Source organism: Nonomuraea endophytica, from assembly GCF_014203235.1.
GTDB classification, from domain to species: domain Bacteria; phylum Actinomycetota; class Actinomycetes; order Streptosporangiales; family Streptosporangiaceae; genus Nonomuraea; species Nonomuraea endophytica.
The window spans coordinates 709,099-731,118 of record NZ_JACHIN010000001.1 but is presented as its reverse complement, the minus strand read 5'-3'; the positions used below and the strand labels follow the sequence as shown (position 1 = coordinate 731,118).

The 22,020-nt window shown below is 70.2% G+C and carries 28 protein-coding genes; 15 read left to right on the top strand and 13 right to left on the bottom strand.

The features are described 5' to 3' along the window. The first annotated feature begins 60 nt into the window (after nucleotides 1–60). Nucleotides 61–966 carry a non-homologous end-joining DNA ligase gene (ligD, locus tag HNR40_RS03415; RefSeq protein WP_184958227.1) on the top strand — a complete coding sequence of 302 codons (906 nt, stop codon included), beginning with the start codon at nucleotides 61–63 and terminating at the stop codon, nucleotides 964–966. Here the strand turns inward: ligD and HNR40_RS03410 are convergent. Continuing rightward, nucleotides 956–2,038 (bottom strand): FAD-dependent monooxygenase, encoded by a 1,083-nt coding sequence (locus HNR40_RS03410; RefSeq protein ID WP_312896164.1) that lies wholly within the window; start codon nucleotides 2,036–2,038, stop codon nucleotides 956–958. The two genes, ligD and HNR40_RS03410, sit on opposite strands and share 11 nt — an antisense overlap. A 112-nt stretch (nucleotides 2,039–2,150) precedes the next feature. Between HNR40_RS03410 and HNR40_RS03405 the strand changes: the two genes are divergently transcribed. Beyond that, nucleotides 2,151–3,056 (top strand): TetR/AcrR family transcriptional regulator, encoded by a 906-nt coding sequence (locus HNR40_RS03405; RefSeq protein WP_184958225.1) that lies wholly within the window; start codon nucleotides 2,151–2,153, stop codon nucleotides 3,054–3,056. Nucleotides 3,057–3,127: 71 nt separating this feature from the next. Here HNR40_RS03405 and HNR40_RS03400 read toward each other — a convergent pair whose 3' ends face one another. Next, nucleotides 3,128–3,862: an alanyl-tRNA editing protein gene (locus HNR40_RS03400; RefSeq protein WP_184958223.1), complete on the bottom strand. Its 735-nt coding sequence runs from the start codon at nucleotides 3,860–3,862 to the stop codon at nucleotides 3,128–3,130. A 42-nt stretch (nucleotides 3,863–3,904) separates the two neighbouring features. Between HNR40_RS03400 and HNR40_RS03395 the strand changes: the two genes are divergently transcribed. Beyond that, a complete protein-coding gene (locus HNR40_RS03395; RefSeq protein WP_184958221.1) occupies nucleotides 3,905–4,594 on the top strand; it encodes an SGNH/GDSL hydrolase family protein in 690 nt (229 codons plus the stop codon). Here the strand turns inward: HNR40_RS03395 and HNR40_RS03390 are convergent. The 5 genes from HNR40_RS03390 to HNR40_RS03370 form a co-directional block, all read right to left on the bottom strand. Continuing rightward, nucleotides 4,579–4,947, bottom strand: a complete 369-nt coding sequence (locus HNR40_RS03390) for a DUF2516 family protein (RefSeq protein WP_184958219.1) — start codon at nucleotides 4,945–4,947, stop codon at nucleotides 4,579–4,581. The genes HNR40_RS03395 and HNR40_RS03390 overlap by 16 nt on opposite strands. Before the next feature lie 110 nt (nucleotides 4,948–5,057). Further along, nucleotides 5,058–5,477: a Tim44 domain-containing protein gene (locus tag HNR40_RS03385; RefSeq protein WP_184958217.1), complete on the bottom strand. Its 420-nt coding sequence runs from the start codon at nucleotides 5,475–5,477 to the stop codon at nucleotides 5,058–5,060. Between the two features lie 3 nt (nucleotides 5,478–5,480). Continuing rightward, nucleotides 5,481–5,972: a helix-turn-helix domain-containing protein gene (locus HNR40_RS03380; protein WP_184958215.1), complete on the bottom strand. Its 492-nt coding sequence runs from the start codon at nucleotides 5,970–5,972 to the stop codon at nucleotides 5,481–5,483. 59 nt (nucleotides 5,973–6,031) lie between these two features. Continuing rightward, nucleotides 6,032–6,940, bottom strand: a complete 909-nt coding sequence (locus HNR40_RS03375) for a M56 family metallopeptidase (RefSeq protein ID WP_184958213.1) — start codon at nucleotides 6,938–6,940, stop codon at nucleotides 6,032–6,034. Next, a complete protein-coding gene (locus tag HNR40_RS03370) occupies nucleotides 6,937–7,293 on the bottom strand; it encodes a BlaI/MecI/CopY family transcriptional regulator (protein ID WP_312896163.1) in 357 nt (118 codons plus the stop codon). The genes HNR40_RS03375 and HNR40_RS03370 overlap by 4 nt, the downstream gene beginning before the upstream one ends. 54 nt (nucleotides 7,294–7,347) lie before the next feature. Here HNR40_RS03370 and HNR40_RS03365 point away from each other — a divergent pair, with 54 nt between their 5' ends. Beyond that, nucleotides 7,348–7,872, top strand: coding sequence for an O-acetyl-ADP-ribose deacetylase (locus HNR40_RS03365; protein ID WP_184958211.1), 525 nt, complete (start codon nucleotides 7,348–7,350; stop codon nucleotides 7,870–7,872). 39 nt (nucleotides 7,873–7,911) lie between these two features. On the opposite strand, the gene HNR40_RS03360 is transcribed toward HNR40_RS03365, so the two are convergent. Together HNR40_RS03360 and HNR40_RS03355 are read right to left on the bottom strand one after the other, a co-directional pair. Next, on the bottom strand, nucleotides 7,912–8,697 hold the full coding sequence (locus HNR40_RS03360; protein WP_184958209.1) for an O-methyltransferase: 786 nt from the start codon (nucleotides 8,695–8,697) through the stop codon (nucleotides 7,912–7,914). Then, entirely contained in the window at nucleotides 8,690–9,433 is a 744-nt protein-coding gene (locus HNR40_RS03355; protein WP_184958207.1) for an SDR family NAD(P)-dependent oxidoreductase, read from the bottom strand. The genes HNR40_RS03360 and HNR40_RS03355 overlap by 8 nt, the downstream gene beginning before the upstream one ends. A 649-nt stretch (nucleotides 9,434–10,082) precedes the next feature. Between HNR40_RS03355 and mshA the strand changes: the two genes are divergently transcribed. From mshA to HNR40_RS03340, 3 genes are all read left to right on the top strand, one after another. After that, nucleotides 10,083–11,366: a D-inositol-3-phosphate glycosyltransferase gene (mshA, locus tag HNR40_RS03350; protein WP_184958205.1), complete on the top strand. Its 1,284-nt coding sequence runs from the start codon at nucleotides 10,083–10,085 to the stop codon at nucleotides 11,364–11,366. Nucleotides 11,367–11,461: 95 nt separating this feature from the next. Further along, nucleotides 11,462–11,947, top strand: a complete 486-nt coding sequence (locus tag HNR40_RS03345; protein WP_376773432.1) for a type III secretion system chaperone family protein — start codon at nucleotides 11,462–11,464, stop codon at nucleotides 11,945–11,947. Nucleotides 11,948–11,957: 10 nt separating this feature from the next. Continuing rightward, nucleotides 11,958–12,695, top strand: coding sequence for a phosphoglyceromutase (locus tag HNR40_RS03340; RefSeq protein ID WP_184958201.1), 738 nt, complete (start codon nucleotides 11,958–11,960; stop codon nucleotides 12,693–12,695). Between the two features lie 50 nt (nucleotides 12,696–12,745). On the opposite strand, the gene phoU is transcribed toward HNR40_RS03340, so the two are convergent. Next, a complete protein-coding gene (gene phoU / locus HNR40_RS03335) occupies nucleotides 12,746–13,390 on the bottom strand; it encodes a phosphate signaling complex protein PhoU (protein ID WP_184958199.1) in 645 nt (214 codons plus the stop codon). Between the two features lie 123 nt (nucleotides 13,391–13,513). Between phoU and HNR40_RS03330 the strand changes: the two genes are divergently transcribed. Then, complete coding sequence (locus tag HNR40_RS03330; RefSeq protein WP_246508319.1) at nucleotides 13,514–14,692, top strand: sensor histidine kinase; 1,179 nt, start codon at nucleotides 13,514–13,516, stop codon at nucleotides 14,690–14,692. Next, nucleotides 14,689–15,381, top strand: a complete 693-nt coding sequence (locus HNR40_RS03325; protein ID WP_184958198.1) for a response regulator — start codon at nucleotides 14,689–14,691, stop codon at nucleotides 15,379–15,381. Before HNR40_RS03330 ends, HNR40_RS03325 begins: the two co-directional genes overlap by 4 nt. Nucleotides 15,382–15,457: 76 nt before the next feature. On the opposite strand, the gene HNR40_RS03320 is transcribed toward HNR40_RS03325, so the two are convergent. Further along, nucleotides 15,458–16,030 carry a copper chaperone PCu(A)C gene (locus HNR40_RS03320; RefSeq protein WP_312896162.1) on the bottom strand — a complete coding sequence of 191 codons (573 nt, stop codon included), beginning with the start codon at nucleotides 16,028–16,030 and terminating at the stop codon, nucleotides 15,458–15,460. A gap of 242 nt (nucleotides 16,031–16,272) precedes the next feature. Between HNR40_RS03320 and HNR40_RS03315 the strand changes: the two genes are divergently transcribed. The 4 genes from HNR40_RS03315 to HNR40_RS03300 all read left to right on the top strand — a co-directional run bounded on the left by HNR40_RS03315 (nucleotide 16,273) and on the right by HNR40_RS03300 (nucleotide 18,062). Continuing rightward, entirely contained in the window at nucleotides 16,273–16,755 is a 483-nt protein-coding gene (locus HNR40_RS03315; RefSeq protein WP_030451583.1) for a CarD family transcriptional regulator, read from the top strand. A gap of 17 nt (nucleotides 16,756–16,772) precedes the next feature. Further along, the gene (ispF, locus tag HNR40_RS03310) at nucleotides 16,773–17,234 is read left to right on the top strand and encodes a 2-C-methyl-D-erythritol 2,4-cyclodiphosphate synthase (protein WP_184958197.1); all 462 of its coding nucleotides are present in this window, start codon (nucleotides 16,773–16,775) and stop codon (nucleotides 17,232–17,234) included. Between the two features lie 185 nt (nucleotides 17,235–17,419). Next, on the top strand, nucleotides 17,420–17,707 hold the full coding sequence (locus HNR40_RS03305; protein ID WP_184958196.1) for a GlsB/YeaQ/YmgE family stress response membrane protein: 288 nt from the start codon (nucleotides 17,420–17,422) through the stop codon (nucleotides 17,705–17,707). Nucleotides 17,708–17,780: 73 nt separating this feature from the next. Further along, the gene (locus HNR40_RS03300) at nucleotides 17,781–18,062 is read left to right on the top strand and encodes a GlsB/YeaQ/YmgE family stress response membrane protein (RefSeq protein WP_184958194.1); all 282 of its coding nucleotides are present in this window, start codon (nucleotides 17,781–17,783) and stop codon (nucleotides 18,060–18,062) included. On the opposite strand, the gene HNR40_RS03295 is transcribed toward HNR40_RS03300, so the two are convergent. Together HNR40_RS03295 and HNR40_RS03290 are read right to left on the bottom strand one after the other, a co-directional pair. Next, a complete protein-coding gene (locus tag HNR40_RS03295; RefSeq protein WP_221340036.1) occupies nucleotides 18,059–19,237 on the bottom strand; it encodes a fumarylacetoacetate hydrolase family protein in 1,179 nt (392 codons plus the stop codon). The genes HNR40_RS03300 and HNR40_RS03295 overlap by 4 nt on opposite strands. Before the next feature lie 63 nt (nucleotides 19,238–19,300). Then, complete coding sequence (locus tag HNR40_RS03290; RefSeq protein WP_184958190.1) at nucleotides 19,301–20,143, bottom strand: DUF2637 domain-containing protein; 843 nt, start codon at nucleotides 20,141–20,143, stop codon at nucleotides 19,301–19,303. 55 nt (nucleotides 20,144–20,198) lie between these two features. Here HNR40_RS03290 and HNR40_RS03285 point away from each other — a divergent pair, with 55 nt between their 5' ends. Continuing rightward, entirely contained in the window at nucleotides 20,199–20,585 is a 387-nt protein-coding gene (locus HNR40_RS03285; RefSeq protein ID WP_184958188.1) for a PPOX class F420-dependent oxidoreductase, read from the top strand. Nucleotides 20,586–20,627: 42 nt separating this feature from the next. Beyond that, nucleotides 20,628–22,019 carry a cysteine--tRNA ligase gene (gene cysS / locus HNR40_RS03280; RefSeq protein ID WP_184958186.1) on the top strand — a complete coding sequence of 464 codons (1,392 nt, stop codon included), beginning with the start codon at nucleotides 20,628–20,630 and terminating at the stop codon, nucleotides 22,017–22,019. The last annotated feature ends 1 nt before the right edge of the window (nucleotide 22,020 follow it).

Below are 22,020 nucleotides of genomic sequence, written 5' to 3'. Positions count from 1 at the left end.
GGCGGCAAATCGTATCGGTTCGCCCTATGTCTGGCAGGGGTATGCCTCTGACCAGGGGGAATGATGCTGATCAGGCCGATGCTGGCGGTCAGCGGGGAGCTGCCCATCGCGTCGCAGGAGGCGGCGTGGGCCGCCGAGTTCAAGTGGGACGGGGTACGCGCCGTCGCCTACCTGCTCGGCGGTGAGGTACGCCTGCTCTCGCGCAACGACCGCGAGGTGACCGGCGCCTATCCGGAGCTCCTCGCGGACCTGGCCGGTGCGCGGAACATGGTGCTCGACGGCGAGGTCGTCGCGCTCGACTCGTCGGGGGCGCCGGACTTCGGGCGGCTCCAGTCGCGCATGCACGTCCGGTCGCCGAGCCGGTCGCTGCTGGCCACGGTGCCGGTCCTGTACCACGCGTTCGACGTGCTGCACCTGGACGGGCGGTCGACGTTGCGCATGCCGTACGAGCGGAGGCGGGCGCTGCTGGAGGAGCTGGCCCTGGACCGGGGGCGGGTGCGGGTGCCGCCGTCGTTCCCCGGCAGCGCCGGCGTGGTCATGGACGTGGCCCGCGAGCACGGCCTGGAGGGCGTCGTCTGCAAGCGGCTCGACTCGCCCTACCTGCCGGGACGGCGCAGCGAGCTGTGGGTCAAGGTCAAGAACACGCTGATGCTGGACGTGCTGGTCGGGGGCTGGAAGCCGGGTGAGGGCCGCCGGTCGGGGACGATCGGGTCGTTGCTGGTGGGCGTGCCCGACGCCGGCGGGCTGCGGTACGTGGGTCACGTGGGCACCGGGTTCACCGAGCACATGCTGCGCGACCTCTCGGCCCGGATGGCGCCGCTGGTCCGCCCGGCCTCGCCGTTCGCGGGGGTGGCGCCCGAGCCGGCCCACTGGGTGGAGCCCCGGCTGGCCGGCGAGGTGGAGTACGCCGGCTGGACCAGGGACGGCGTCCTGCGCCACCCCACGTGGCGCGGGCTCAAAGAGTGATCGCGTCGGCCGCGCGCCGCACGCTCTCCTCGGAGGCGGGCCCGACCGGGTTCTCCTTGGCCAGCGCCTGGTTGAGCTCGACGTACTCGCGCATCCGCTCCTGGTAGCGCCCGAACCCGCCGCCCGCCGCCATCTCCTCGGCCAGCACGTACGCGCCGACCATCGCCAGGCTGGTCCCCTGGCCCGACTTCGGCGAGGCGCAGAAGGCGGCGTCACCCACCAGCGCGACCCTGCCCCTGTGCCATTCGGGCAGGTGGATCTGCGCCATCACGTCGAAGTAGAAGTCGCCGGCCGCCCACATCGCCTCCAGCAGCTTGGGCGTGACCCAGCGCAGGTCCGCGCAGGCCGCCGCGAGCAGCCGCTTCTGCTGCTCGGTGTCGCGGTGGTCGTAGGCGATCGGCTCTGACTCGAAGCCCAGGTTCACGACCAGCTCGCCGTTGCCCCTGGCCGGGTAGAGGCCGAAGCCGGCCGTGCCCTCGCGGTGCCAGACCTGCCAGCGGTCGAGGTCGAGGAAGTTCTCGGCGCGGAACAGCCCCAGGTAGGTGCCGAGATGCTCCACGAACTGCCCCTCCTCGCCGAAGACGAGCGCGCGGGTGTTGGAGTGCAGGCCGTCCGCGCCGACCACCATGTCGAAGGCGCGCGGCGCGTTCCTCTCGAATCTCACCTGTACGGCGGAGCCGTCGTCGTCGAGCGAGTCGATCGAGTCGCCCCACAGGATCTCCACACCCTCCACCGCGCCCAGGAGCAGCCCCATCAGGTCCTCGCGCATGATCTCGATGTCCGGGCTGTCCAGGCGGCCGCCGCTGAAGGTCGACTCCTCCGAGCGCATGACCTCGTTGCCGTCGCCGTCCATCACCGACATGCCGAGCATCTCGGTCTTGAGCGCCCTGGCCGCCTCCAGGACCCCCATGCGCTCGGCCACGGTCAGCGCCGCGCCGCGGATGTCGATGGCCTGCCCGCCGCCGCGCGGCGCCGGGGCTCGCTCGACGAGCGTGACCTGGGCGCCGCGCTCGCGCAGCCAGTAGGCCAGGACCGTGCCGCCGATGCTGGCGCCGGAGATGAGGACGTTCACGATGGTTCTCCCGTTCAGTCGTTGACGCTGTACGCAGACTGACTGTACACAGTACGCACAGGCCGTGCAACAGGCATTTCTGCTACCTTCTGTACTAGAACAGGAGGCTCCCATGACCCCGCCCTACATCCGGATCGTGGCCGACATCAAGCGGCGCGTCGCAGAAGGCGAGCTGAAGCCGGGCGACAAGGTCCCGTCCACCCGCGGCCTGGCCCGCGACTGGAACGTCGCGCTGGCCACGGCGGCCAAGGCGCTGACGCTCCTGGCCCAGGAGGGCGTGATCACCTCCGAGCCCCGCGTCGGCAGCACGGTCGCCGGCGGGCCCGCTCGCGACCGCACCCCCACGCCCTCCGACCTCACCCGCGAGCGGATCGTCAGGATCGCCATCGAGATCGCCGACGCCGAGGGCCTGGCCGCGCTGTCCATGCGCGGCATCGCCGCCAAGACCGGCGCCGCCACCATGTCCCTCTACCGCCACGTGGGCGGCAAGGAGGACCTGGTGCGGCTGATGGCCGACGCCGCCTACGGTGAGTTCGACTACCCGCTGCCGCTGCCCGAGGGCTGGCGGGCCCGGTTCGAGCTGTCGGCGCGCGGCCTGTGGGCGCTTTACCGCCGCCATCCCTGGCTGCCGCACGTCACCGCGCTGACCAGGCCGCTGATCGTGCCCAACCTGATGCGGCACGCCGAGTACGCCCTGGCCTCGCTGGACGGCTATGGGCTCGACGCCCTGACCAGGCAGAACATCCACGTGCTTGTCTACAACTACGTGCAGGGCGTGGCCGTACACCTGGAGCGGGAAGCCCAGCAGGACGCGGCCACGGGCATGGGCGACGACGAGTGGATGGACGCGCAGGGGCCCGGACTGGCGGCCCTGGAGGCCTCCGGCGCCTACCCGCACTTCGCCGCCGTCGTCGCCGGGCTTGGCGACGACTACGACCTCGACCTGGACGCCTTCTTCGAGTTCGGCCTGACCCCGCTCCTGAACGGCCTGGCCACCCTCATCGAACCCTCGACATGATCAACGTCGAGGCCGCCAGCTGACATGCCGATCACCGTCGTCGCCCTGTCGTAACCGCCGGAGGTGTGAGGTCAGTCGGAGATCGCGATGCGCAGGCGGCGGAAGCCCTTGCCCTTGCTCTCGATCTTGGTGACCTTGATCCGGCCGATCTGGGCGGTGGAGCCCACGTGGGTGCCGCCGTCGGCCTGGGTGTCGAGGCCCACGATGTCCACGATGCGCACTTCCTCGACCTCTTCGGGGACGAGGTTGGTGGCGGTGCGGATGATGTCGGGGATGTCGAACGCCTCCTTGCGCGGCAGCACCCGGATGTCGATGCGCCGGTCGGCGGTGACCTCGGCGTTGCAGGCGTCCTCGACCGCCTCCTTGAAGCCCGGCGGGACCTCGGGGAGGTTGAAGTCCATGCGGGCGGTGAACGGCTCCATGTTCCCGCCGGTGACCAGTGAGCCGTAGTCGCGGAAGACCACCCCGCACAGGACGTGCAGCCCCGAGTGCGTGCGCATCAGCGCCGAACGCCGCTCGTCGGCCACCGCGGCGCGCACCACCGTGCCCACCGGGGGCACCGGATCGCCCTCGGCCGGGATCAGGTGGAGATCGTCGCCTTTGCGTACCCCGGCGATCCGGGTTTCCACGCCCAGCCAGAGCAGAACTCCGTGATCGGCCGGCTGACCGCCGCCGCCTGGGTAGAATGCCGACCTGCTCAAGACGATCCCGTCGGGCGTCGAGTCCAGCACGACAGCCTCGAATTCGCGCAGGTTCTGGTCGGACAGCTCGAGACGCTCAGTGCGCCCGTAGAGGTCGGAGCTCATGTCCGGCAGCTTAGAGCTCATGAGGTGGTCATGCGCGGCCTGATGCATCGACAGCTGATCGCACCGGCCGCCCTGATGATGGCGTTTTGTTCCGGATGCGGCAGTGCGGCGGGCGAGACGGCGGGCCTGGACCCGACCCCGGTCCCGCAGAAGTCCACGCCGGTGCTCATGTTCGTCGGCGACAGCTTCACCGTCGGCTCCGGCCCCGTCCCCACCTGGAGCTCCTACGCCGCCGAGACCGCCCGCCTGCTCGGCTGGCAGCCCGTGATCGCCGGCGCGGGCGGCACCGGTTACATCAACAAGGGCCGCGTCGGCCGCAGCTTCCAGGACTCCTTCGACGCCGAGCTCTCCTGGCGCCCCGCCCCCGACCTGCTCGTCATCTCCGGCGGCCACAACGACCGCCGCTGGCCCACCCTGGGTGTACGGCGGGCCGCCGCCAGACTCCTCTGGACCGCCCGCGCCCGCTGGCCGGAGACCCGCGTCGTCATGGTCGGCCCGATCTGGCTGGCCGACGCCCCGCCCAAGGCCTACGCCGTGCGCGACGCCCTGGCCGAGGTCGCCGCCCGCGAGGGTGTCACGTTCCTGGATCCGCTGAAGCAGCGCTGGGTCACCGGCCGCCGCTCCGAGGTGTTGCTCCCGGACGGCGTCCACCCGACCTTCACCGGCCACGCCCGCCTGGCTCAGTGGCTGTCGGCGGCGCTAGGCCCGGCGGCGGTTCACCAGGGGCCGTAGGGGCCGTTGTTGCCGCCCCGGCCGCCCATGCCCTTCACGGCGGGCTTGACGTCCACGATGTAAACCGTGGCCGCGATCACCGCGAGGATCGAGAAGAGGCCCAGGCCGATGCCGATGAACGCGGCCCCGCCGACCACCATGAACGCGTTGAAGTAGGACCAGGCGCCGGCGGCCGAGAACAGGGTGGCCAGGCCGAGGATCAGCAGCCACAGGTTCTTCTTCAGCTTGCCCGCCGAGACGAAGGCGTTCGGCGTCACCCGCACCGCGTGGATCAGCGCATAAACCGACATGCCGAAGATGCCCGTGGCCAGCACCAGGAAAAGGATGTTGAGAACGCCATTGATCATGCTCATGTTGGCTCCGCCCCAGGCTGCGTTGTCGCGCCCAGCCTAGTGCGCAACTCGGGCATGCGGGCAACGAAAGAGCCCGCCCCGGACCGGGACGGGCTCCTCGTGACGCACGCTCAGGCTTTTGCCTTGGGGGTGCGGGTGGTCTTCTTGGCGGGAGTGATGGGGGTGGCGGTAGCCGGCTCGGCGGCCTCGGAGACCTCCTCCAGCTCCAGCGCGGCCTCGCCGCTGACCTTGCTGACGACCTTGCGGCCGCGGCTGGCGAACTCCTCGTAGACCTCGGTGGCCTTGTGACCGAGCTCACCGGCGTAGGCGCGGGCCTTCTCCGGAAAGTCCTTCGCGAAGCCCTCGGCCTTGCCGGTGAGCTCACGGGCCCGCTCCGGCAGGTCCTTGGCGATCTCGCCGCGGCGGGCCTGCAGCTTCTGCAGCTGCTCGGGCAGCTCGCGCAGCTTCTCCACCGCGAAGTCGCCGGCGCCGGCGACCGCGTAGAACGGCTTGGACTCGGTCAGCTTCTTGACCTCGGTTGCAAGCGTCATGGGTTAACCTTCCTTGGTTTCCTGGGTGACGGTGCTGTTGCCGGGGTTCGCCGCGAAGGGTTCGAGAGCGGCGAGAAGATCCTCGGGCAGCGTTACGTCGTCCGATTCCGGGTCGCGCTGGGGATGGGCATTCTGGGAGGTCTGCCCCTCCTCGGCGCGGTTCTCCTTGCGGAACGATTCATAGATATCAATGAGCACCTGGCGTTGCCGCCCGGTGATGTGCGTGTCGGCCCGGATCGCCGCTTCGACGTCGCTCGGCGGCTCTTTGTCCTCGATGAGGCCCGCCTGGACGTAGAGCGCCTGCGCCGAGATGTGGAGACCCTTCGCGATCTGGTTGAGGATCTCCGCGCTCGGCTTGCGCAGCCCGCGCTCGATCTGGCTGAGGTAGGGGTTGGAGACCCCCGCCGCGGCGGCAAGCTGGCGCAGCGAGATCTTCGCCTGCTGCCGCTGCTCGCGGATGTACTCGCCGATCGAGCCGACCTTGGGTAGTGCCATGCCCGTAGTCTACCCAAAGTGCTTGCAATTGCAAACGCTGAGCTAGCAGATGCAAGCACTCAGAGCGGGATCACCCAGAGGCTGGCGGCGGAGACCAGCAGCGCGGCCGACAGGCCGAGGTAGCCGTAGCGGAAGTGGGGCTGCAGCTCGGGATCGGGCTTGACCAGGCGGTTCACCCGGGCCATGACGTTGGCTGCGGTCACGCTGCCCAGCATTCCGTGCGGGGTGGGCATGGCGCCGGCCGTACCAAAACGCAGGAGGGCGGTGGCGAGGCGCCGGGGTGAGCAGTAGCGGCGGGCACGGTCGTCGGCGGCCATCTCCACCAGCAGCTCGACCTGCGCCTGAGCGTCGCGCACGACCTTCGACCAGGGCAGCACGCGGCGCAGCGCGCCGAACGGCAGCAGCACCAGGTCGTGACGCTCGCGCACGTGCGCGGCCTCGTGGGCGAGCACGGCGGTCAGCTCGTCGTCGGACAGCAGCTCCATCGCGCCCGCGCTGATCACGACCTGCGAACGCAGGCCGGGCACGCAGTAGGCGGCGGCGCCCGGATGGTCGAGCACGCGCACGCCGGGCACGAACGGGTCGTCGCGGGCGATGAGCGCCAGCAGCGTGCGGTGGCGGCGGCGGGCGCGCAGGGTCTGCGCGGCCGCGGTCAGGGTCACGGCCACGAGTACGGCCAGCGCGGTCAGCCCCGCGACCAGCGCGAACAGATGCGGCCCGTCCCAAGGCGACACCGGCTCGCGGCCCTGCGCGACGGCGATCAGCCCGTGCAGGAGCCCGCGGTCATAGGGCTGGACGGCATAAGCCAGCATCGACCCGGTGGTCGCCAGCCCCCAGGCCAGCCCGAGCGCCTGCCACAGAACGATGGCCACGCGGGGCGCGCGGTAGGTCCAGCAAGCGGAGGTGAAACGCCAAGCACCGAGCGCGCACGCGGTCGCGAGCGCAGCCAGCGCGGTGGCGGTGATCACTCGTCCTCCAGCTCCGTAAGGGCCTTGCGCAGGATCTCCGCCTCGGAGGCGGGGACCGCCTGGGCGAAGCGGGTCAGGGCGGCCGAACGGTCGCCCGTCATTTCCAGAGCCTCCAGCATAAGCTCGGCGATGTACGAGTCGCGGCTTTCCGCCGGTTCGTATCGCCACGCGCGGCCGTCGCGGATGCGCTTGAGGAAGCCCTTGCGGGTAAGACGGTCGAGAACGGTCATGACCGTGGTGGGGGCGAGGTCGCGTTCGGCGATGAGCCGGCCGACCTCGCGGGCTGTCAGCGGGCTGCTCTGCGCCCAGAGGATGTCCATGATGCTGCGCTCAAGCTCGCCAAGACCCTTCACACGCTCCAGCGTAGTACTACAGGTTGTCGAGCAGCCATTCGGGAGGTCGGTGAGATGGACATCACTCTGGTACAGGGAGATATCACCACGCAGGAGGTCGACGCGGTGGTGAACGCCGCGAACTCCTCGCTCTTGGGCGGCGCGGGGGTGGACGGCGCCATCCACGGGCGAGGTGGTCCCGAGATCCTGGAGGAGTGCCGGCGGCTGCGCGCCTCCTCCCACAGGGGCGGGCTGCCCACCGGCCAGGCCGTCGCCACGACCGCCGGACGGCTGCCGGCCCGCTGGGTCATCCACACGGTCGGGCCCGTGTACGCGCCGGGGGAGGACCGCTCGGCGCTGCTGGCCTCGTGCCACCGCGAGTCGCTGCGGGTGGCCGACGAGCTCGGCGCGCGTACGGTCGCGTTCCCGGCGATCTCCACGGGCATCTTCGGATGGCCGATGGCCGACGCCGCGAGGATCGCCCTGGAAACCGTCTCGGCTGCGGAAACGTCGGTGGTGGAGGTGCGGTTCGTGCTCTTCGACGCCACCGCTTACGGCACCTTCAACGACTTGATTATGAAATTTGCCAGGAAATCGTGACATCTCACGACTTGTCGTGTGAGGAGGGGCTGAGGAAGATCAGCCAGTGGCGGACCAGGGGATGGTCAGCTCCCCGAGCCGCCACCTGGTCCGTCCGCCCAGAGGCGCATGCTGGGGGACGGGCCAGGTGGCTCCCAGCGTCTCCACCGCCGCCAGCCAGCGCTGACGCAGGCCGTGCGCGCCATAGGGGGCGCTGACCGCCCAGGCGTGGTCCCAGTCCTTGAGGAAGGCGTGGATGCGCTCACCGGGCACGTTGCGGTGGATGAGCGTCTTGGGCAGCCGGTCGGCCAGATCGGACGGCCGCTCGAAGGCGTCGAACCTGGCCGAGAACGTCAGCGTCCGCGGGCCGTTCCTGTCCAGGCCCACCCAGACCGCCCGGTGCCCCACCTCCGAACACGTGCCCTCCACCAGCACGCCGCCGGTCGCGAGCTTGGCGCACAGCTCCTGCCAGTAGTGCCACGCGTCGGCCTCGCCGTACTGGCGAAGGACGTTGAAGGCGCGCACCACGTCCGGCGGGCGCGGGACCGGCAGCTCGAAGCCGCCCAGCCGGAAGGACAACCCCTCGCGCTCGTACGGCCGCGCCAGCGCCACCCGCGCCGGATCGATCTCGATGCCGATCACCTCGACGTCGGGACGGATCCTGCGCAACCGGGTGAACAGCTCCAGCGTGGTCGTGTGCGAAGCCCCATAGCCGAGATCGACCACCAGCGGGCGGGCGGCGGCGCGCAGGACGTTGCCGTGCACGGCGGCCAGCCAGCGATCGGCCCTGCGCAGCCGGTTGAACCCGGTCGTCCCCCTGGTGATCTCCCCGACCGGCCTACGCACTTACGCGGTGCACCTTGTGCTGGGCCGCCTGGGCGCGGGGGCGGATGACGAGGCGGTCGACGTTCACGTGCGCGGGGCGGGTGACGCACCAGGCGATCGCGTCGGCCACGTCGTCGGAGGAAAGCGGGTCGGGCACACCGGCATAGACGCGGGCCGCGGCCTCCGAGTCGCCACGGAACCTGGTCACCGCGAACCCCTCCGACCGCACCATCCCCGGCGCGATCTCGACGACGCGCACCGGGCTGCCGACCAGCTCCAGGCGGAGGGTCTCGACCATGGCCGTCTGGGCGTGCTTGGCCGCGCAGTAGCCGCCGCCGCCCTCGTAGGAGACCAGCCCTGCGGTGGAGGTCAGCATCACCAGCACGCCGTCGCCGGACTCGACCAGCTTCGGCAGGATCGCCTGCGTCACCCGGAGCGAACCGAGGACGTTGGTGTCGTACATGCTCTGCCAGTCCTCCAGCCGCGCCTCGGCCACGGTCTCCGTCCCGAGCGCGCCGCCCGCGTTGTTGACCAGCACGTCGCACCGCTCCAGCCCGGCCACGAAGGCGTCCACGGACTCACTGGAGGTGACATCGAGCTCCACCGCCCGGATGCCGGGGACCTCGGCGGCCAGCTTCTCCAGCCGGTCCAGCCGCCTGGCGCCCGCCACGACCTCGTACCCCTCCGCGGCCAGCCGCCGCGCGGTCGCCGCCCCGATGCCGCTGCTCGCACCGGTCACCACTGCCGTCTTCGTCATGCCACCCATCCTTCCACGCACCCCCAACCCCCACCCGTCCCCAGAACCCCCACCCTGCCCCGCCTCCCGTGCCCCGGATTAGCCCCGGCGTCGGCCGGGAGGCCCACCTCGGACCTCCGGATTGGCCCCGGGCGTTGCCTGGGAGGCCCACCCCCCGCCCTCGGAGTTGCGGCTGGGCATCACCAGGAAGGCACACCCGGACCTCCGGAGCAGCCCCCAGCCGTCTAGGAGGCCCACCCTGGACCGCCGGAGTAGGCCCTGAGCGACGCCCGGAGGCGGAGCCCGTGCCCTGGGCCTCCGGGGAGGTGGACGGCCCGGAATGCGGCGTCTCGGGGAAGTGGTCGGCCCGGGGTGCGGCAAGCGGTGCCATGAGCCGCGTGCCACGGGCGGCCGTGGGTTGCTCGCCATGTGGCCTTCCCGGGGTGGGACCGCTCGCCGGGAGGTGTCGTGGTGGGCCAAGCGGTGGGTTTGGGGGCTGGCCGGGGGAGGTGGGAGCGGGTGGGTCGGGGGTGGGTGGGTTTGGTGGGGTTTGGGGGTGGGGTTCGTCAAGGGGTGTAGGGGTGCCCCTGGGTTTGGTCTGGATGTTGGGTTGTCGGTGTTTGTCGGGAATGCGGCTTAGGTCCGCCTGGTTGTAGCCAGGTTGGAGGTGGTGACGGTGAGGCGTCGACGGGTCAACCGCGTGGCGACCATCAGCATGCACACATCCCCCCTGGACCAGCCGGGCACCGGCGATGCGGGTGGGATGAACGTGTACATCGTCGAATCCGCCAAACGACTGGCAGAACTGGGCGTCGAGGTGGAGATCTTCACCCGGCAGACCGGCAGCGCCCTGCCTCCGGTGGCGGAGATCGCGCCGGGCGTCTCGGTCAGGCACGTGACGGCCGGGCCGTACGAGGAATTGGATCGCGCCGACATGCCCGGCCAGCTGTGCGCGTTCCTGTCGGGCGTGCTGCGGACCGAGGCCATGTACGACCCGGGCCGCTACGACGTCATCCACTCCCACTACTGGCTGTCCGGCCAGGTCGGCTGGCTGGCCAAGGAACGCTGGGGCGTGCCGCTGGTCCACACCATGCACACCATGGCCAAGGTCAAGAACCTCCTGCTGGCCGCCGGCGACCGCCCGGAGCCGCCCGCCCGCGTGCTCGGCGAGGAGCAGGTCGTCGAGGTCGCCGACCGCCTGGTCGCCAACACCTCCGACGAGGCGCGCGAGCTCAAGGACCTGTACGGCGCGCCCGACGACCGCGTGGCCGTCGTCAACCCGGGCGTCAACCTCACTGTCTTCCAGCCCGCCTCCCAGGGCGCCGCCCGGCGCAGGCTGGGGGTGCGGCAGGATGCGCACCTGCTGCTGTTCGTGGGCAGGATCCAGCCGCTCAAGGCCCCCGACGTGCTCCTGCGCGCCGCGGCCCGGATGTTGATCGAGGACCCGTCGCTGCGTTCGCGCCTCGTGGTCGCCTGTGTCGGCGGCCCGTCGGGCAACGGCCTGGCCCGCCCCGACGTCCTCGTCGACCTGGCCGCCGAGCTGGGCATCGCGGACGTGGTCCGGCTCGTGCCGCCGGCGCCGCAGGAGGAGCTGGCCGACTGGTACCGCGCGGCCGACGTGACCGTGGTGCCCTCCTACAGCGAGTCGTTCGGCCTCGTCGCCCTGGAGTCCCAGGCTTGCGGCACCCCGGTGGCCGCGGCCTCGGTGGGCGGGTTGCGCACCGCCGTACGCGATGGAGTGTCTGGACTGCTCGTCGACGGCCACGACCCGCAGGACTGGGCGCTGGCGCTGCGGCGCTTCGTCACCGCGCCGCGCTGGCGCGACGGCCTCGCGTCCGGCGCGCGCGCCCACGCCGCCGCCTTCGGCTGGCAGTCCACCGCGTCACGCCTCATGGAGGTGTACGCGGGCGCGCTGGCCCACCTCCACCGGATGCCGGTCGCCGTCAACTCGTAGGGTGTGGGGGCGGGAGCGAACCCGACGCAGTGAGCGAAGCGGCCCGCGACCGGAGGGAGCGGTCCGCGTAGCGAATGAGGAGGGTGAGTGACCCGGTGAACACGCGCGAGGTTGTGGAGGCGGCGCTGAAGGCCGCCGAGGTGCCCTTCGAGGAGGAACGGCCGGGCGCGTTCGTGGTCACCCTGCCCGGCAAGCGCAAGCTCGCCACCGTGACCTGGCTGGTCATCGGCGACCAGGCCATGCTGGTGGAGGCGTTCTTCTGCCGCCAGCCCGACGAGAACCACGCCCAGTTCTACCGCTTCCTGCTGTCCAAGAACGGCGGCATGTACGGCGTGCACTTCGCCCTCGACCCCGTCGGCGACGTCTACCTCGTCGGCCGGATCCCCCTGGACGCCATCAGCGAGCAGGAGATCGACCGCCTGCTCGGCTGCGTCCTGACCTACTCCGACGACTGGTTCAACAGGGCACTCGAGCTCGGCTTCGCCTCCACCATCAAGCGCGAGTGGGAATGGCGGGTCAAACGGGGCGAGTCACTCAAGAACCTCCAGGCGTTCGCCCACTTCGCCGACCCCGGCTCCTAAGATTGTCGCCATGGCGACTTTGGTGCTGCTAAGGCATGGCGAGAGCGATTGGAACGCCAAGGGGCTGTTCACCGGCTGGGTGGACGTGAGCCTTTCGGCCAAGGGCGAGGAGGAGGCCAGGCGCGGCGGACGCCTCCTGACCGAGGCCGGCGTGCTGCCGGACGTGGTCCACACCAGCCTGCTGGTGCGGGCCATCCAGACGGCGCAGCTCGCGCTGGGCACGGCCGGGCTGGCGTGGCTGCCGGTCAAGCGTTCCTGGCGGCTGAACGAGCGCCACTACGGCGCGCTGCAGGGCAAGAACAAGGCGCAGACGCGCGAGGAGTTCGGCGAGGAGCAGTTCATGCTGTGGCGCCGCTCCTACGACACTCCGCCGCCGCCGATCGCCGACGACGACGAGTTCTCGCAGGCCGGCGACGCCCGCTACGCCTGGCTGCCCGACGAGCTGCAGCCGCGGACCGAGTGCCTGAAGGACGTGGTCGACCGCATGCTGCCGTACTGGTACGACGAGATCGTGCCGGACCTGGCGGCGGGCCGTACCGTGCTGGTGGCCGCGCACGGCAACTCGCTGCGCGCGCTGGTCAAGCACCTCGACGGCATCTCCGACGCGGACATCGCGGGGCTGAACATCCCGACCGGCATCCCGCTGGTCTACGACCTGGACGCCGACTACAAGCCGGTCAAGAGCACCTATCTCGACCCCGACGCCGCGAAGGCGGCCATCGAGGCCGTGGCCAACCAGGGCCGCTGAAAACCCATGCAGGGGCTACCCACCGATCCGGGTAGCCCCGATCTGGTTTCCTAGCCGGGCCGGGAGCCGGTGACGAGGTAGACGACGTCGCGGGCGACCCGTACCGAATGGTCGGCATAGCGCTCGTAGTAGCGGCCGATCAACGTTATGTCGATCGCGGGCTCCACGCCGTGCGCCCAGTCCTTGGACAGGATCCTGCGGAACAGCCGCCGGTGCAGCTTGTCCATCGCGTCGTCGTCCTGCTCGAGCTCCAGCGCCGACTCCACGTCGCGCGAGGCGACGGAGCTGCCGGCCTTGGTGATGAGGTTCTCGGCGATCTGGCCCATCTCCAGTATGGTCGCGCGCATCTCCGGCGGGATGGCCGAGTCCGGGTGGCGCAGGCGCGCGACCTTGGCCACGTGCCCGGCCAGGTCGCCCATGCGTTCCAGGTCGGTTCCCATGCGCAGAGCGGTGATCACCATGCGGAGGTCGACGGCGACGGGCTGCTGCCGTGCCATCAGCTCGAAGATGGTGGTCTCGATCTCCGCGAAGAGCCTGTTCACCTCCTCGTCACGGGAGATGACGCTCTCGGCCAGCTGTAGGTCGGCGTCGAGGAGGGCGGTGGTGGCCCGCGAAATGGCGGACCGGACAAGCCTGGTCATTTCCACCAGTTTGTCCGTGAGGGAGTCAAGTTCTTCATGGTACGCGTCGCGCATGTCGTCACGGTACGTGTAGATCTGTGAACGAACCCCGACCGCAAGGTGAACTTTCCGGGAAAGGACCGTTCATGCGCAGGTAGAGGGTCTGTTACGGCTCACGGGCCACCTACCATCGAAGACATGAGTGAGATGGCCCTGAGCTTCGCGGCCCTGGCCGGCTTCGTTGTGGGAGCCGTGGCCGTCCTCTTCTATCGCAACCAGATCGAGACGCGCGCCAGAGACGAGAACACCGACGACACCGAGACCGGTGCCCTGCCGCAGGGCGTCGCCTCGGTCCTCGCGGTGCTGCCCTCCTCGGCCGTCGTCCTCGACGCCCACGACCGCGTCCTGCGCGCCAGCTCGGCCGCCCGCGCGTTCGGGCTGGTCAAGGGCGACCGTCTCATGGCCGCCGAGCTCCTCGCGCTGGCCCGGCAGGTCCGCCGCGACGGCGAGATCCGGGAGAGCGAGATCGACGTGGCCGGCCACAAGTTCGGCCAGGAGACCACCTGCTTCGCGGTACGCGTGGCGCCGCTGGGCTCCCACGGACAGGTCCTGGTGCTGGCCGAGGACCAGACGGAACGCCGGCGGGTCGAGGCGGTCCGCCGCGACTTCGTCGCCAACGTCAGCCACGAGCTCAAGACCCCCGTCGGCGCGCTCAGCCTGCTGGCCGAGACCATCCAGGACGCCGCCGACGACCCCGAGGCCGTCACCCGCTTCTCCGGCCGCATGCAGCACGAGGCGGCCCGGCTCACCTACCTCGTCCAGGACCTGATCACGCTCAGCAGGATCCAGGGCGCCGAACCCATCCCCACCCCCGGCCAGGTCGCCATCGACGAGGCCGTCAACGACGCCATCGACCACTGCAACACCAAGGCCGTCGCCAAGGACATCACCCTCGTCTCCGGCGGCACGGAAGGGCTGCGCATCTGGGGCGACGACGAGCTCCTCGTCACCGCCCTGCGCAACCTCATCTCCAACGCCATCGCCTACAGCCCCGAGCACACCAGGGTCGTCGTCAGCGTCAGGCCGGCCGGCGACTCCGTCGAGATCAGCGTGAGCGACCAGGGCATCGGCATCCCGGAAGAGGCATTGGAGCGCATCTTCGAGCGCTTCTTCCGCGTCGACGCCGCCCGCTCACGCGCGACCGGCGGCACCGGCCTGGGCCTGGCCATCGTCAAGCACGTCGCCGTCGCCCACGCGGGCGAGGTGTCCGTGTGGAGCAAGGAAGGCTCCGGCTCGACCTTCACCCTCCGCCTGCCCGCGTTCGGCGGGACGGCGGTTGCTGTACCACCTTCGATTCCCCTGGAGGCAGTCCAATGACGCGCGTTCTCGTAGTGGAGGACGAGGAGTCGTTCTCCGACGCCCTTTCGTACATGCTCCGCAAGGAGGGCTTCGAGGTCTCCGTCGCCGCGACCGGCCCCGAAGCACTGGACACCTTCGACCGCAACGGCGCCGACCTGGTCCTGCTCGACCTGATGCTCCCCGGACTGCCCGGCACCGAAGTCTGCCGCTCGCTGCGCCAGCGCTCCAAGGTCCCGGTCATCATGCTGACCGCCAAGGACAGTGAGATCGACAAGGTGGTGGGTCTTGAGCTGGGCGCCGACGACTACGTCACCAAGCCCTTTTCGTCCCGCGAGCTCGTCGCCCGCATCCGCGCGGTGCTGCGCCGCCAGGGTGACGTCGTGGAGGAGCTGGAGAGCGCCGTCCTGGCCGTCGGCCCGGTCCGCATGGACGTCGACCGGCACGTGGTCGCGGTCCGCGGCGAGCAGGTCCAGTTGCCGCTGAAGGAGTTCGAGCTGCTCGAGGTGCTGCTCCGCAACGCCGGTCGCGTGCTGACGCGCGGCCAGCTCATCGACCGGGTCTGGGGCGCCGACTACGTGGGCGACACCAAGACGCTCGACGTGCACGTGAAGCGGCTGCGCGCCAAGATCGAGGCCGATCCGTCCAACCCCCGCTGCATCCTGACGGTGCGCGGTCTGGGCTACAAGTTCGACGCCGTGGAGGAGTGACCGCCCAGGGCTCGCGCCCTGGGCGTCGTGCTTTCTCCGGTACGGCGGGCCGCCCGGCGTACCGGAGAGAAGGCTTTTAGTGCCCGCCCGTCGTGGCCGAGTGGCTGGCGGAGGGCGAGGGGGACGGCGCGGGGGTGGCGCCGGGGGCCGCGGGGTAGGCGGCGAACTCGCGGCTGCGGGTGACCACGGGCACGTGCAGGTCGACCTGGCCCGCCTTGGCGAACTGGACGGACAGGCGCACGCTCTCGCCGCCGTGCAGCGGCTTGGACAGGCCCTGGATGATGATCTGGGGCGCCGGCTTGCCGGTGCTGGTGAGCACGCCGGCCGGGATCGTGACGGGCGCCGTCAGCTTGGCCGCGCCGACGTCGGAGCTGACGGCCTGGATGGAGTCACCGGCGGGGCTGATCACGTTGAGGTAGACGGGGGCCTGGCCGCCCTGGGCGAGCTGTGCGCCCGCGTCGGGGCCGAGGATGAACGCCTGGGGGATCTGGACGCCGCGGGCGCCGTACGCGCCGTTCTCGATAAGGGCACCGGCTTCGACGGGTGCGTACGGTTTGTTGGTGTTGGCGTCGAACCCAGCGGCACAGCCGGCCAGCACGGGGGCCGCGAGGAACGCGGCGGCGGCGACAATCCAGCGACGGCTGGTCACGGGGGTAACTCCTAGGTCTCGCGCGTGCGTGTGAGTGGGCAGCGCCCACCATATCCGGCCTATTCCATGGTCATATCCGCGCCCCTGCAGGTCATTCGGTATGTCAGCATTTGTGATTCACAGAGTTGAAGGGATGTCAACCCCTAATATGCGGCTTTGACCTGCAGTTATGGTGATTTCACTGTTCCGGGAGGCTGTGGATGCGTGGTACCCTGGAGTACAGCGGAAGGGGTACTTGTCACATGACTTTCCAGGTCGGCGACACTGTCGTCTACCCCCACCATGGGGCTGCTCGGATCGAAGCAATCACGACCCGAACCATCAAGGGTGAGGAAAAGACCTACCTGGTGCTCAAGGTCGACAAGGGCGACCTAACCGTCCAGGTGCCAGCAGAAAACGCAGAACTTGTCGGCGTACGTGATGTTGTCGGCCAGGAAGGCCTCGAGCGGGTTTTCGACGTTCTTCGGATGCCGCACACCGAGGAGCCGACCAACTGGTCTCGCCGTTACAAGGCCAATCTAGAGAAGCTCGCTTCCGGCGATGTCAACAAGGTCGCCGAAGTGGTTCGGGACCTGTGGCGGAGGGACCGCGAGCGCGGCCTGTCCGCGGGTGAGAAGCGCATGCTCGCCAAGGCCAGGCAGATTCTCGTGAGCGAGCTCGCACTCGCCGAGAAGACCAATGAGGACAAGGCCGAGGCCCTGCTCGACGAGGTCCTCAACTCCTGAACGCGCAACTTCCCCGGGTGGGCGTCGGTATCGACGTCCACCCGTTCGCATCTGGGCGCGAACTGTATCTCGCGGGCCTGCACTGGCCGGGCGAGACCGGGCTCGACGGCCATTCCGACGCGGACGCGGTCGCTCACGCGGCCTGCAACGCGCTGTTGTCGGCGGCCGGCATGGGCGACCTCGGCGCCGTCTTCGGCACCTCCGACCCCCGCTGGGCGGGCGCGTCCGGCGCGGTGCTGCTGGAGGAGACCGTACGCCTCGTGCGCGAGGCCGGATTCCAGATCGGCAACGTGGCCGTCCAGGTGGTCGGAAACCGGCCCAAGCTGGCCCCGCGGCGCGCGGAGGCGGAAAAGGTCCTGAGCGCGATCGTGGGCGCTCCGGTGAGCGTCTCGGCGGCGACGACCGACGGGCTCGGGTTCACCGGCAGGGGCGAGGGAATCGGCGCCATCGCCACGGCTCTCGTGGTGAACCTCGCGTAGCCGTTAAGCGTCTTATGTCGGGATGCGTTGAGGTATCCCGGCGGGTGGCGCCATTGCCCGCCGACTCAGGGGTGCGGCGGTCCGTCACTGGCGCGGTACGGACCGCCGCGCTTCCCATGCGTAGCTCTCCGTGATGTCGGGTAAACCCTTTGTGAAGCGGCAAGTGGATCTGGGGGGACCTTGTCATGATCGGAGCCATCGTCTCGGCGATCGTCATCGGTGCCATCGTCGGCGCGCTCGGCCGGCTGCTGGTGCCGGGCAAGCAGAACATGTCCATCGGCCTGACGCTCATCGTCGGCATCGTGGCCGCGCTGCTCGGCACGCTGATCGCCCAGGTGTTCGGCTGGGCCGACACCCGCGGCATCGACTGGCTGGAGCACATTCTCCAGCTCGTGCTCGCGGTGGCCGGCGTCTGGTTGGTGGCCCGCATGCAGGCCACGCGAGGCTCGGGAACGTCAGGTCCCGCCGCGTAGGCATATTCACGGACGACGGGGTAGACCTCAGGCTGTGGGTGTGAAGGTCTCACACTCACCGGGAGGTGCCCACATGACCATCCAGTCCATCCTCGGCGCCATCGTGATCGGCGCGGTGATCGGCGCAATCGGCCGGCTGCTGATTCCCGGCAGGCAGGCCATCGGGTGGATCCTCACCATCGTCGTAGGAATCGTCGCGGCCCTGGTCGGCACGCTCATCGCCCAGGCGATCGGCGTGGAGAACACCTCGGGCCCCGACTGGATCGAACTCGTCCTTCAGGTCGTCCTGGCAGTCGTCGGCGTCGGCCTCGTGGCGGGACTGCGCCGCAGCCGCAGCCGCGGCGGCAAGATCTAGACGGCGGGATAGACGGTCCCCGCGACCCCGCCGAACCCCAGGCGCGAACCATCGGCCGCGGGGACGGAGGCGGAGACGCGCACCATGTCGCCGTCGCGCAGGAAGACCCGCTCGGAGCCGTCAGGCATCCCGAGCGGGTCCCTGCCGTTCCAGGTGAGGTCCAGGAGCGTGCCGGCGCCCCCGATCGGCCCCGTGGTCAGGAGATCGCCCGTGCGCACCGGAGAGCCCGTCACAGAGGCGTGCGCGAGCATCTGCGCGCCGGTCCAGTACTGCCCTTGGTACTCGGGCTTGGCGACCGTCAGGCCGTTCAGCCGGATGTCCAGCTCGGCCCTGATGGCCACGTCGTCCTTGATCGCCAGATAGTCGGCCGGCTCGGGGTCCTGGACCGGCTGGGCCGTACGCGCGTGGTTGAGCGCCGACAGCGGCACCACCCACGGCGAGATCGTCACCATGAACGCCTGCCCCAGGAACGGCCCCATCGGCCGCGCCTCCCACGCCATCAGGTCCCAGGCCCGCCAGGCGTTGACCAGCACGGCGCCGAAGACGTGGGCGGGAAATTCCGAGGTGCTCAAGGGGTACGGCGGCGCCGACGGCACGCCGACCACGTATCCCAGCTCGGCCGACAGGTCCAGCTTGGCCGTCGGGCCCACCTGGCCGCGTCTCAGCTGGCCGCTCGGGCGCACGACCGGCGCCCCGGACACGGTGACGGCGGCGGCTCTGCCGTACTGGCCGACGGGCATGTGCCGCCACGTGCGGGGCAGCGGGTCGCGCTCGGGCGGCAGGAACATGCGGCCCACGTTCGTGGCGTGCTCCAGCGACGTCTGGAACAGCAGCAGGTCCGCCACGTTGAACGGCAGGTGCAGCCGCACCTCCTTGATCGGCGTCAGCGCCGGGAGGACGTGCGGCCTGCGGCTCTCGTCGGTGAGCAGCTCCAGCAGGTCGGCGCGGACGTTGTGCCACACCCTCGGACCCGCGGCGAGGAAGGAGTTGAGCGTGCCGCTGGCGAACCAGTACGCGGGCGGCAGCGCGCCCTGCGTCGTGAGCAGGTGCATGTCGAGGACGTATTCGCCGATCGCCACCCCCACGCGCGGCAGCTCCCCGCGGCGCGAGAACACACCGAAAGGGAGGTTGAGCAGAGGGAAGTCGCTTCCCTCGGGGACCGGCACCCACGACATGATCGCCACGGCTGGCTGATTCCCTCACCCGGGTCAGGGGGCCGTGGGCGTACGGTCAAACTTTCATTCCTCAGGCGGTAACGGGGTGCTGCGCAGGCGTCCCGAGGGCGCCTGGGCCCCGTCACGCTCGCTGTCGTCGGCCTGCTCGGGGCCGTGGCCGGGGTCGGCGACCTGTGCCTCTTCGGTTTCCACTTCCGCTTCCACGAACACCCTCACCGGCTGGGTGTCGGCGTCCCGGTCGGTGACCTCGGGCGTCCTGGGGTGCACGAGCACGTCGGTCGGCTTGACGCGGTCGCCCCAGCGCACGGGCTCAGCCTCTTCTGTCTCAGGCTCTTTTTCCGGCTCGGGTTCCGGTTCCGGTTCTGGGGCCGACCAGCGGGTGACCCGCTCCGACAGTGGCGGCTGCTCCTCCGTCTTCGGTGGTTCTGGCCGATGGAAGGGCACGATGTCCGGCTCGGGCTCCGCCTCCTCTGGTACGGCCGCGCGTCCCGCCTGCACGTGCTTGATCAGGAGCAGCCACAACCACAGCGCCACGGCCAGCATGATCCATGGGGCGAGGGCCGCGCCCAGGGCGGCCTGCCGTACATCGAAGGAGAAACGCAGCGCCGTCGCCACGTTGACCGCCGCGGCCGCGACGATCAGCAGCACGAGCGCCGCCGCGGCCTGGGCGCGCACCAGCGGCCGGGCCGCGCGCAGCAGCAGGACGCCGGTCAGCGCGACCACGAGCACCGCGTCGAACGCGGCCGGATAGAGGAACGCGAGGTCAGACCGGGCCTCGCCGAGGATGGCCAGCTCACGCAGGTCGTCGAAGGATAGGGCGCAGGCGGCGCCGGTCAGGGCGGCCACCGCGAGTCCGGCAAGGGCGAGGCCCAGGCGGCGCAGCGTGGAGGGGGGAGTCACTTCCATGGCGATTTCGAGACTACAGAAGAATGGGTGACAGCAAGCGATCAAGGGAGATTCCATGGCAGAGCTCTCCGACGAGGTGCGGAGGCTGTTCGACGGCCCCAACTACGCGACGGTGACCAGCATCAATCCGGACGGCGGGCCGCAGTCGACGGTGATCTGGGTGCGCCTGGACGGCGACGACATCCTGTTCTCGACCGTCAAGGGCCGGCGCAAACCGCGCAACTACGAGCGGGACCCGCGCACCAGCATCGTCGTCATCGACCCCGACAACCCCTTCCGCTACGCCGAGGTACGCGGCGTTGTCACCCTGGAAGACGACCCGGCCGGCGACCTCATCCAGGAGCTGTCACGCAAGTACACCGGTGGGGCCTGGGAGGAGCATGCGGGGGCGGAAAGGCTGATCGTCCGGGTACGTCCGGAGAAGGTCTTTCTCAAGGGGTGATTGTCGGCATGCGACGCCACCCGAGGCGTTAGCCTTTCTTCCGTGAGCCTGCACCTTTACGACACCAGCACGCGCGCCATCCGTGAATTCGTTCCGGTCGAAGCCGGCCGGGCGTCGATTTACCTGTGTGGGGCCACCGTGCAGGCGCCCCCGCACATCGGGCACATCCGCTCGGGCGTCAACTTCGACGTGCTCAGGCGCTGGCTGACGCGCTCCGGCTACGACGTGACCTTCTGCCGCAACGTCACCGACATCGATGACAAGATCATCAGGGTGTCGGCCGAGGAAGGCGTGCCCTGGTTCGTCGTGGCCGAGCGCAACCAGCGCGCCTTCACCTGGGCCTACGACACGCTGGGCTGCCTTCCGCCCACCGTCGAGCCGCGCGCCACCGGCCACGTGCCCGAGATGATCACGCTGATGGAGCGGCTGATCGAGCGCGGCCACGCCTACGCCTCGGGCGGCGACGTCTACTTCGACGTGCGCTCGTACGCCGACCGCTACGGCTCGCTGTCCAACCAGCGGCTGGAGAACATGCGGCCCGCCTTCGACTGCGACGACGACTCCCACAAGCGCGACCCGCGCGACTTCGCGCTGTGGAAGGGCGAGAAGCCGGGCGAGCCGACCTGGCCGACGCCGTTCGGCCCCGGGCGGCCCGGCTGGCACCTGGAGTGCTCGGCCATGGTCACCAAATACCTGGGCCCCACCTTCGACATCCACGGCGGCGGGCTCGACCTGATCTTCCCGCACCACGAGAACGAGATCGCCCAGTCGCAGGCCGCCGGCGACGGCTTCGCCCGCTACTGGATGCACAACGGCATGCTCAAGATCGGCGCCGAGAAGATGAGCAAGTCGCTGGGCAACTCGCTGCTCATCCCCGACCTGGTGAAGAAGGTGCGGCCGGTCGAGCTGCGCTACTACCTGGCCGTGCCGCACTACCGCTCCTCCATCGAATACTCGGAGGAGGCGCTGCTTGAGGCGGCAGCGGCGTACCAGCGCATCGAGGGCTTCGTGACCAGGGCCGCCGAGGTCATCCACGACGTGGACGCCGACGCGCCCCTTCCCCAGGCCTTCGTCGACGCCCTCGACGACGACCTCGGCACCCCACAGGCCGTGGCCGTCATCCACGAGGTCGTCAGAGAGGGCAACGTCGCGCTGTCCAAGGGCGACAAGGAGGCGGTGGCCCGCCTGCTGGCCGAGACCCAGAACATGCTCGACGTCCTCGGCCTCGACCCCCGCTCGCCCCAGTGGCGCACCGGCGGCTCCGACCTCAAGCCCGTCGTCGACGCGCTGGTGGCGGTGGCGCTGGAGCAGCGCAAGGCCGCCAGGGAGCGCAAGGACTATGCCGCCGCCGACGCCATCCGCGACCAGCTGACCGCCCTCGGCATCGTCGTCGAGGACACCCCGCACGGTCCGCGCTGGGAACTGGCGCGCTGAA

Bases quoted from the DNA above. Each gene is read 5' to 3' on its own strand.
- ligD (WP_184958227.1), top strand. From the start codon at position 61: ATGATGCTGATCAGGCCGATGCTGGCGGTCAGCGGGGAGCTGCCCATC.
- HNR40_RS03405 (WP_184958225.1), top strand. From the start codon at position 2,151: ATGACCCCGCCCTACATCCGGATCGTGGCCGACATCAAGCGGCGCGTC.
- HNR40_RS03400 (WP_184958223.1), bottom strand. From the start codon at position 3,862: ATGAGCTCCGACCTCTACGGGCGCACTGAGCGTCTCGAGCTGTCCGAC.
- HNR40_RS03395 (WP_184958221.1), top strand. From the start codon at position 3,905: ATGCATCGACAGCTGATCGCACCGGCCGCCCTGATGATGGCGTTTTGT.
- HNR40_RS03390 (WP_184958219.1), bottom strand. From the start codon at position 4,947: ATGAGCATGATCAATGGCGTTCTCAACATCCTTTTCCTGGTGCTGGCC.
- HNR40_RS03385 (WP_184958217.1), bottom strand. From the start codon at position 5,477: ATGACGCTTGCAACCGAGGTCAAGAAGCTGACCGAGTCCAAGCCGTTC.
- HNR40_RS03380 (WP_184958215.1), bottom strand. From the start codon at position 5,972: ATGGCACTACCCAAGGTCGGCTCGATCGGCGAGTACATCCGCGAGCAG.
- HNR40_RS03365 (WP_184958211.1), top strand. From the start codon at position 7,348: ATGGACATCACTCTGGTACAGGGAGATATCACCACGCAGGAGGTCGAC.
- HNR40_RS03355 (WP_184958207.1), bottom strand. From the start codon at position 9,433: ATGACGAAGACGGCAGTGGTGACCGGTGCGAGCAGCGGCATCGGGGCG.
- HNR40_RS03340 (WP_184958201.1), top strand. From the start codon at position 11,958: ATGGCGACTTTGGTGCTGCTAAGGCATGGCGAGAGCGATTGGAACGCC.
- phoU (WP_184958199.1), bottom strand. From the start codon at position 13,390: ATGCGCGACGCGTACCATGAAGAACTTGACTCCCTCACGGACAAACTG.
- HNR40_RS03330 (WP_246508319.1), top strand. From the start codon at position 13,514: ATGAGTGAGATGGCCCTGAGCTTCGCGGCCCTGGCCGGCTTCGTTGTG.
- HNR40_RS03325 (WP_184958198.1), top strand. From the start codon at position 14,689: ATGACGCGCGTTCTCGTAGTGGAGGACGAGGAGTCGTTCTCCGACGCC.
- HNR40_RS03315 (WP_030451583.1), top strand. From the start codon at position 16,273: ATGACTTTCCAGGTCGGCGACACTGTCGTCTACCCCCACCATGGGGCT.
- HNR40_RS03305 (WP_184958196.1), top strand. From the start codon at position 17,420: ATGATCGGAGCCATCGTCTCGGCGATCGTCATCGGTGCCATCGTCGGC.
- HNR40_RS03300 (WP_184958194.1), top strand. From the start codon at position 17,781: ATGACCATCCAGTCCATCCTCGGCGCCATCGTGATCGGCGCGGTGATC.
- HNR40_RS03295 (WP_221340036.1), bottom strand. From the start codon at position 19,237: ATGTCGTGGGTGCCGGTCCCCGAGGGAAGCGACTTCCCTCTGCTCAAC.
- HNR40_RS03290 (WP_184958190.1), bottom strand. From the start codon at position 20,143: ATGGAAGTGACTCCCCCCTCCACGCTGCGCCGCCTGGGCCTCGCCCTT.
- HNR40_RS03285 (WP_184958188.1), top strand. From the start codon at position 20,199: ATGGCAGAGCTCTCCGACGAGGTGCGGAGGCTGTTCGACGGCCCCAAC.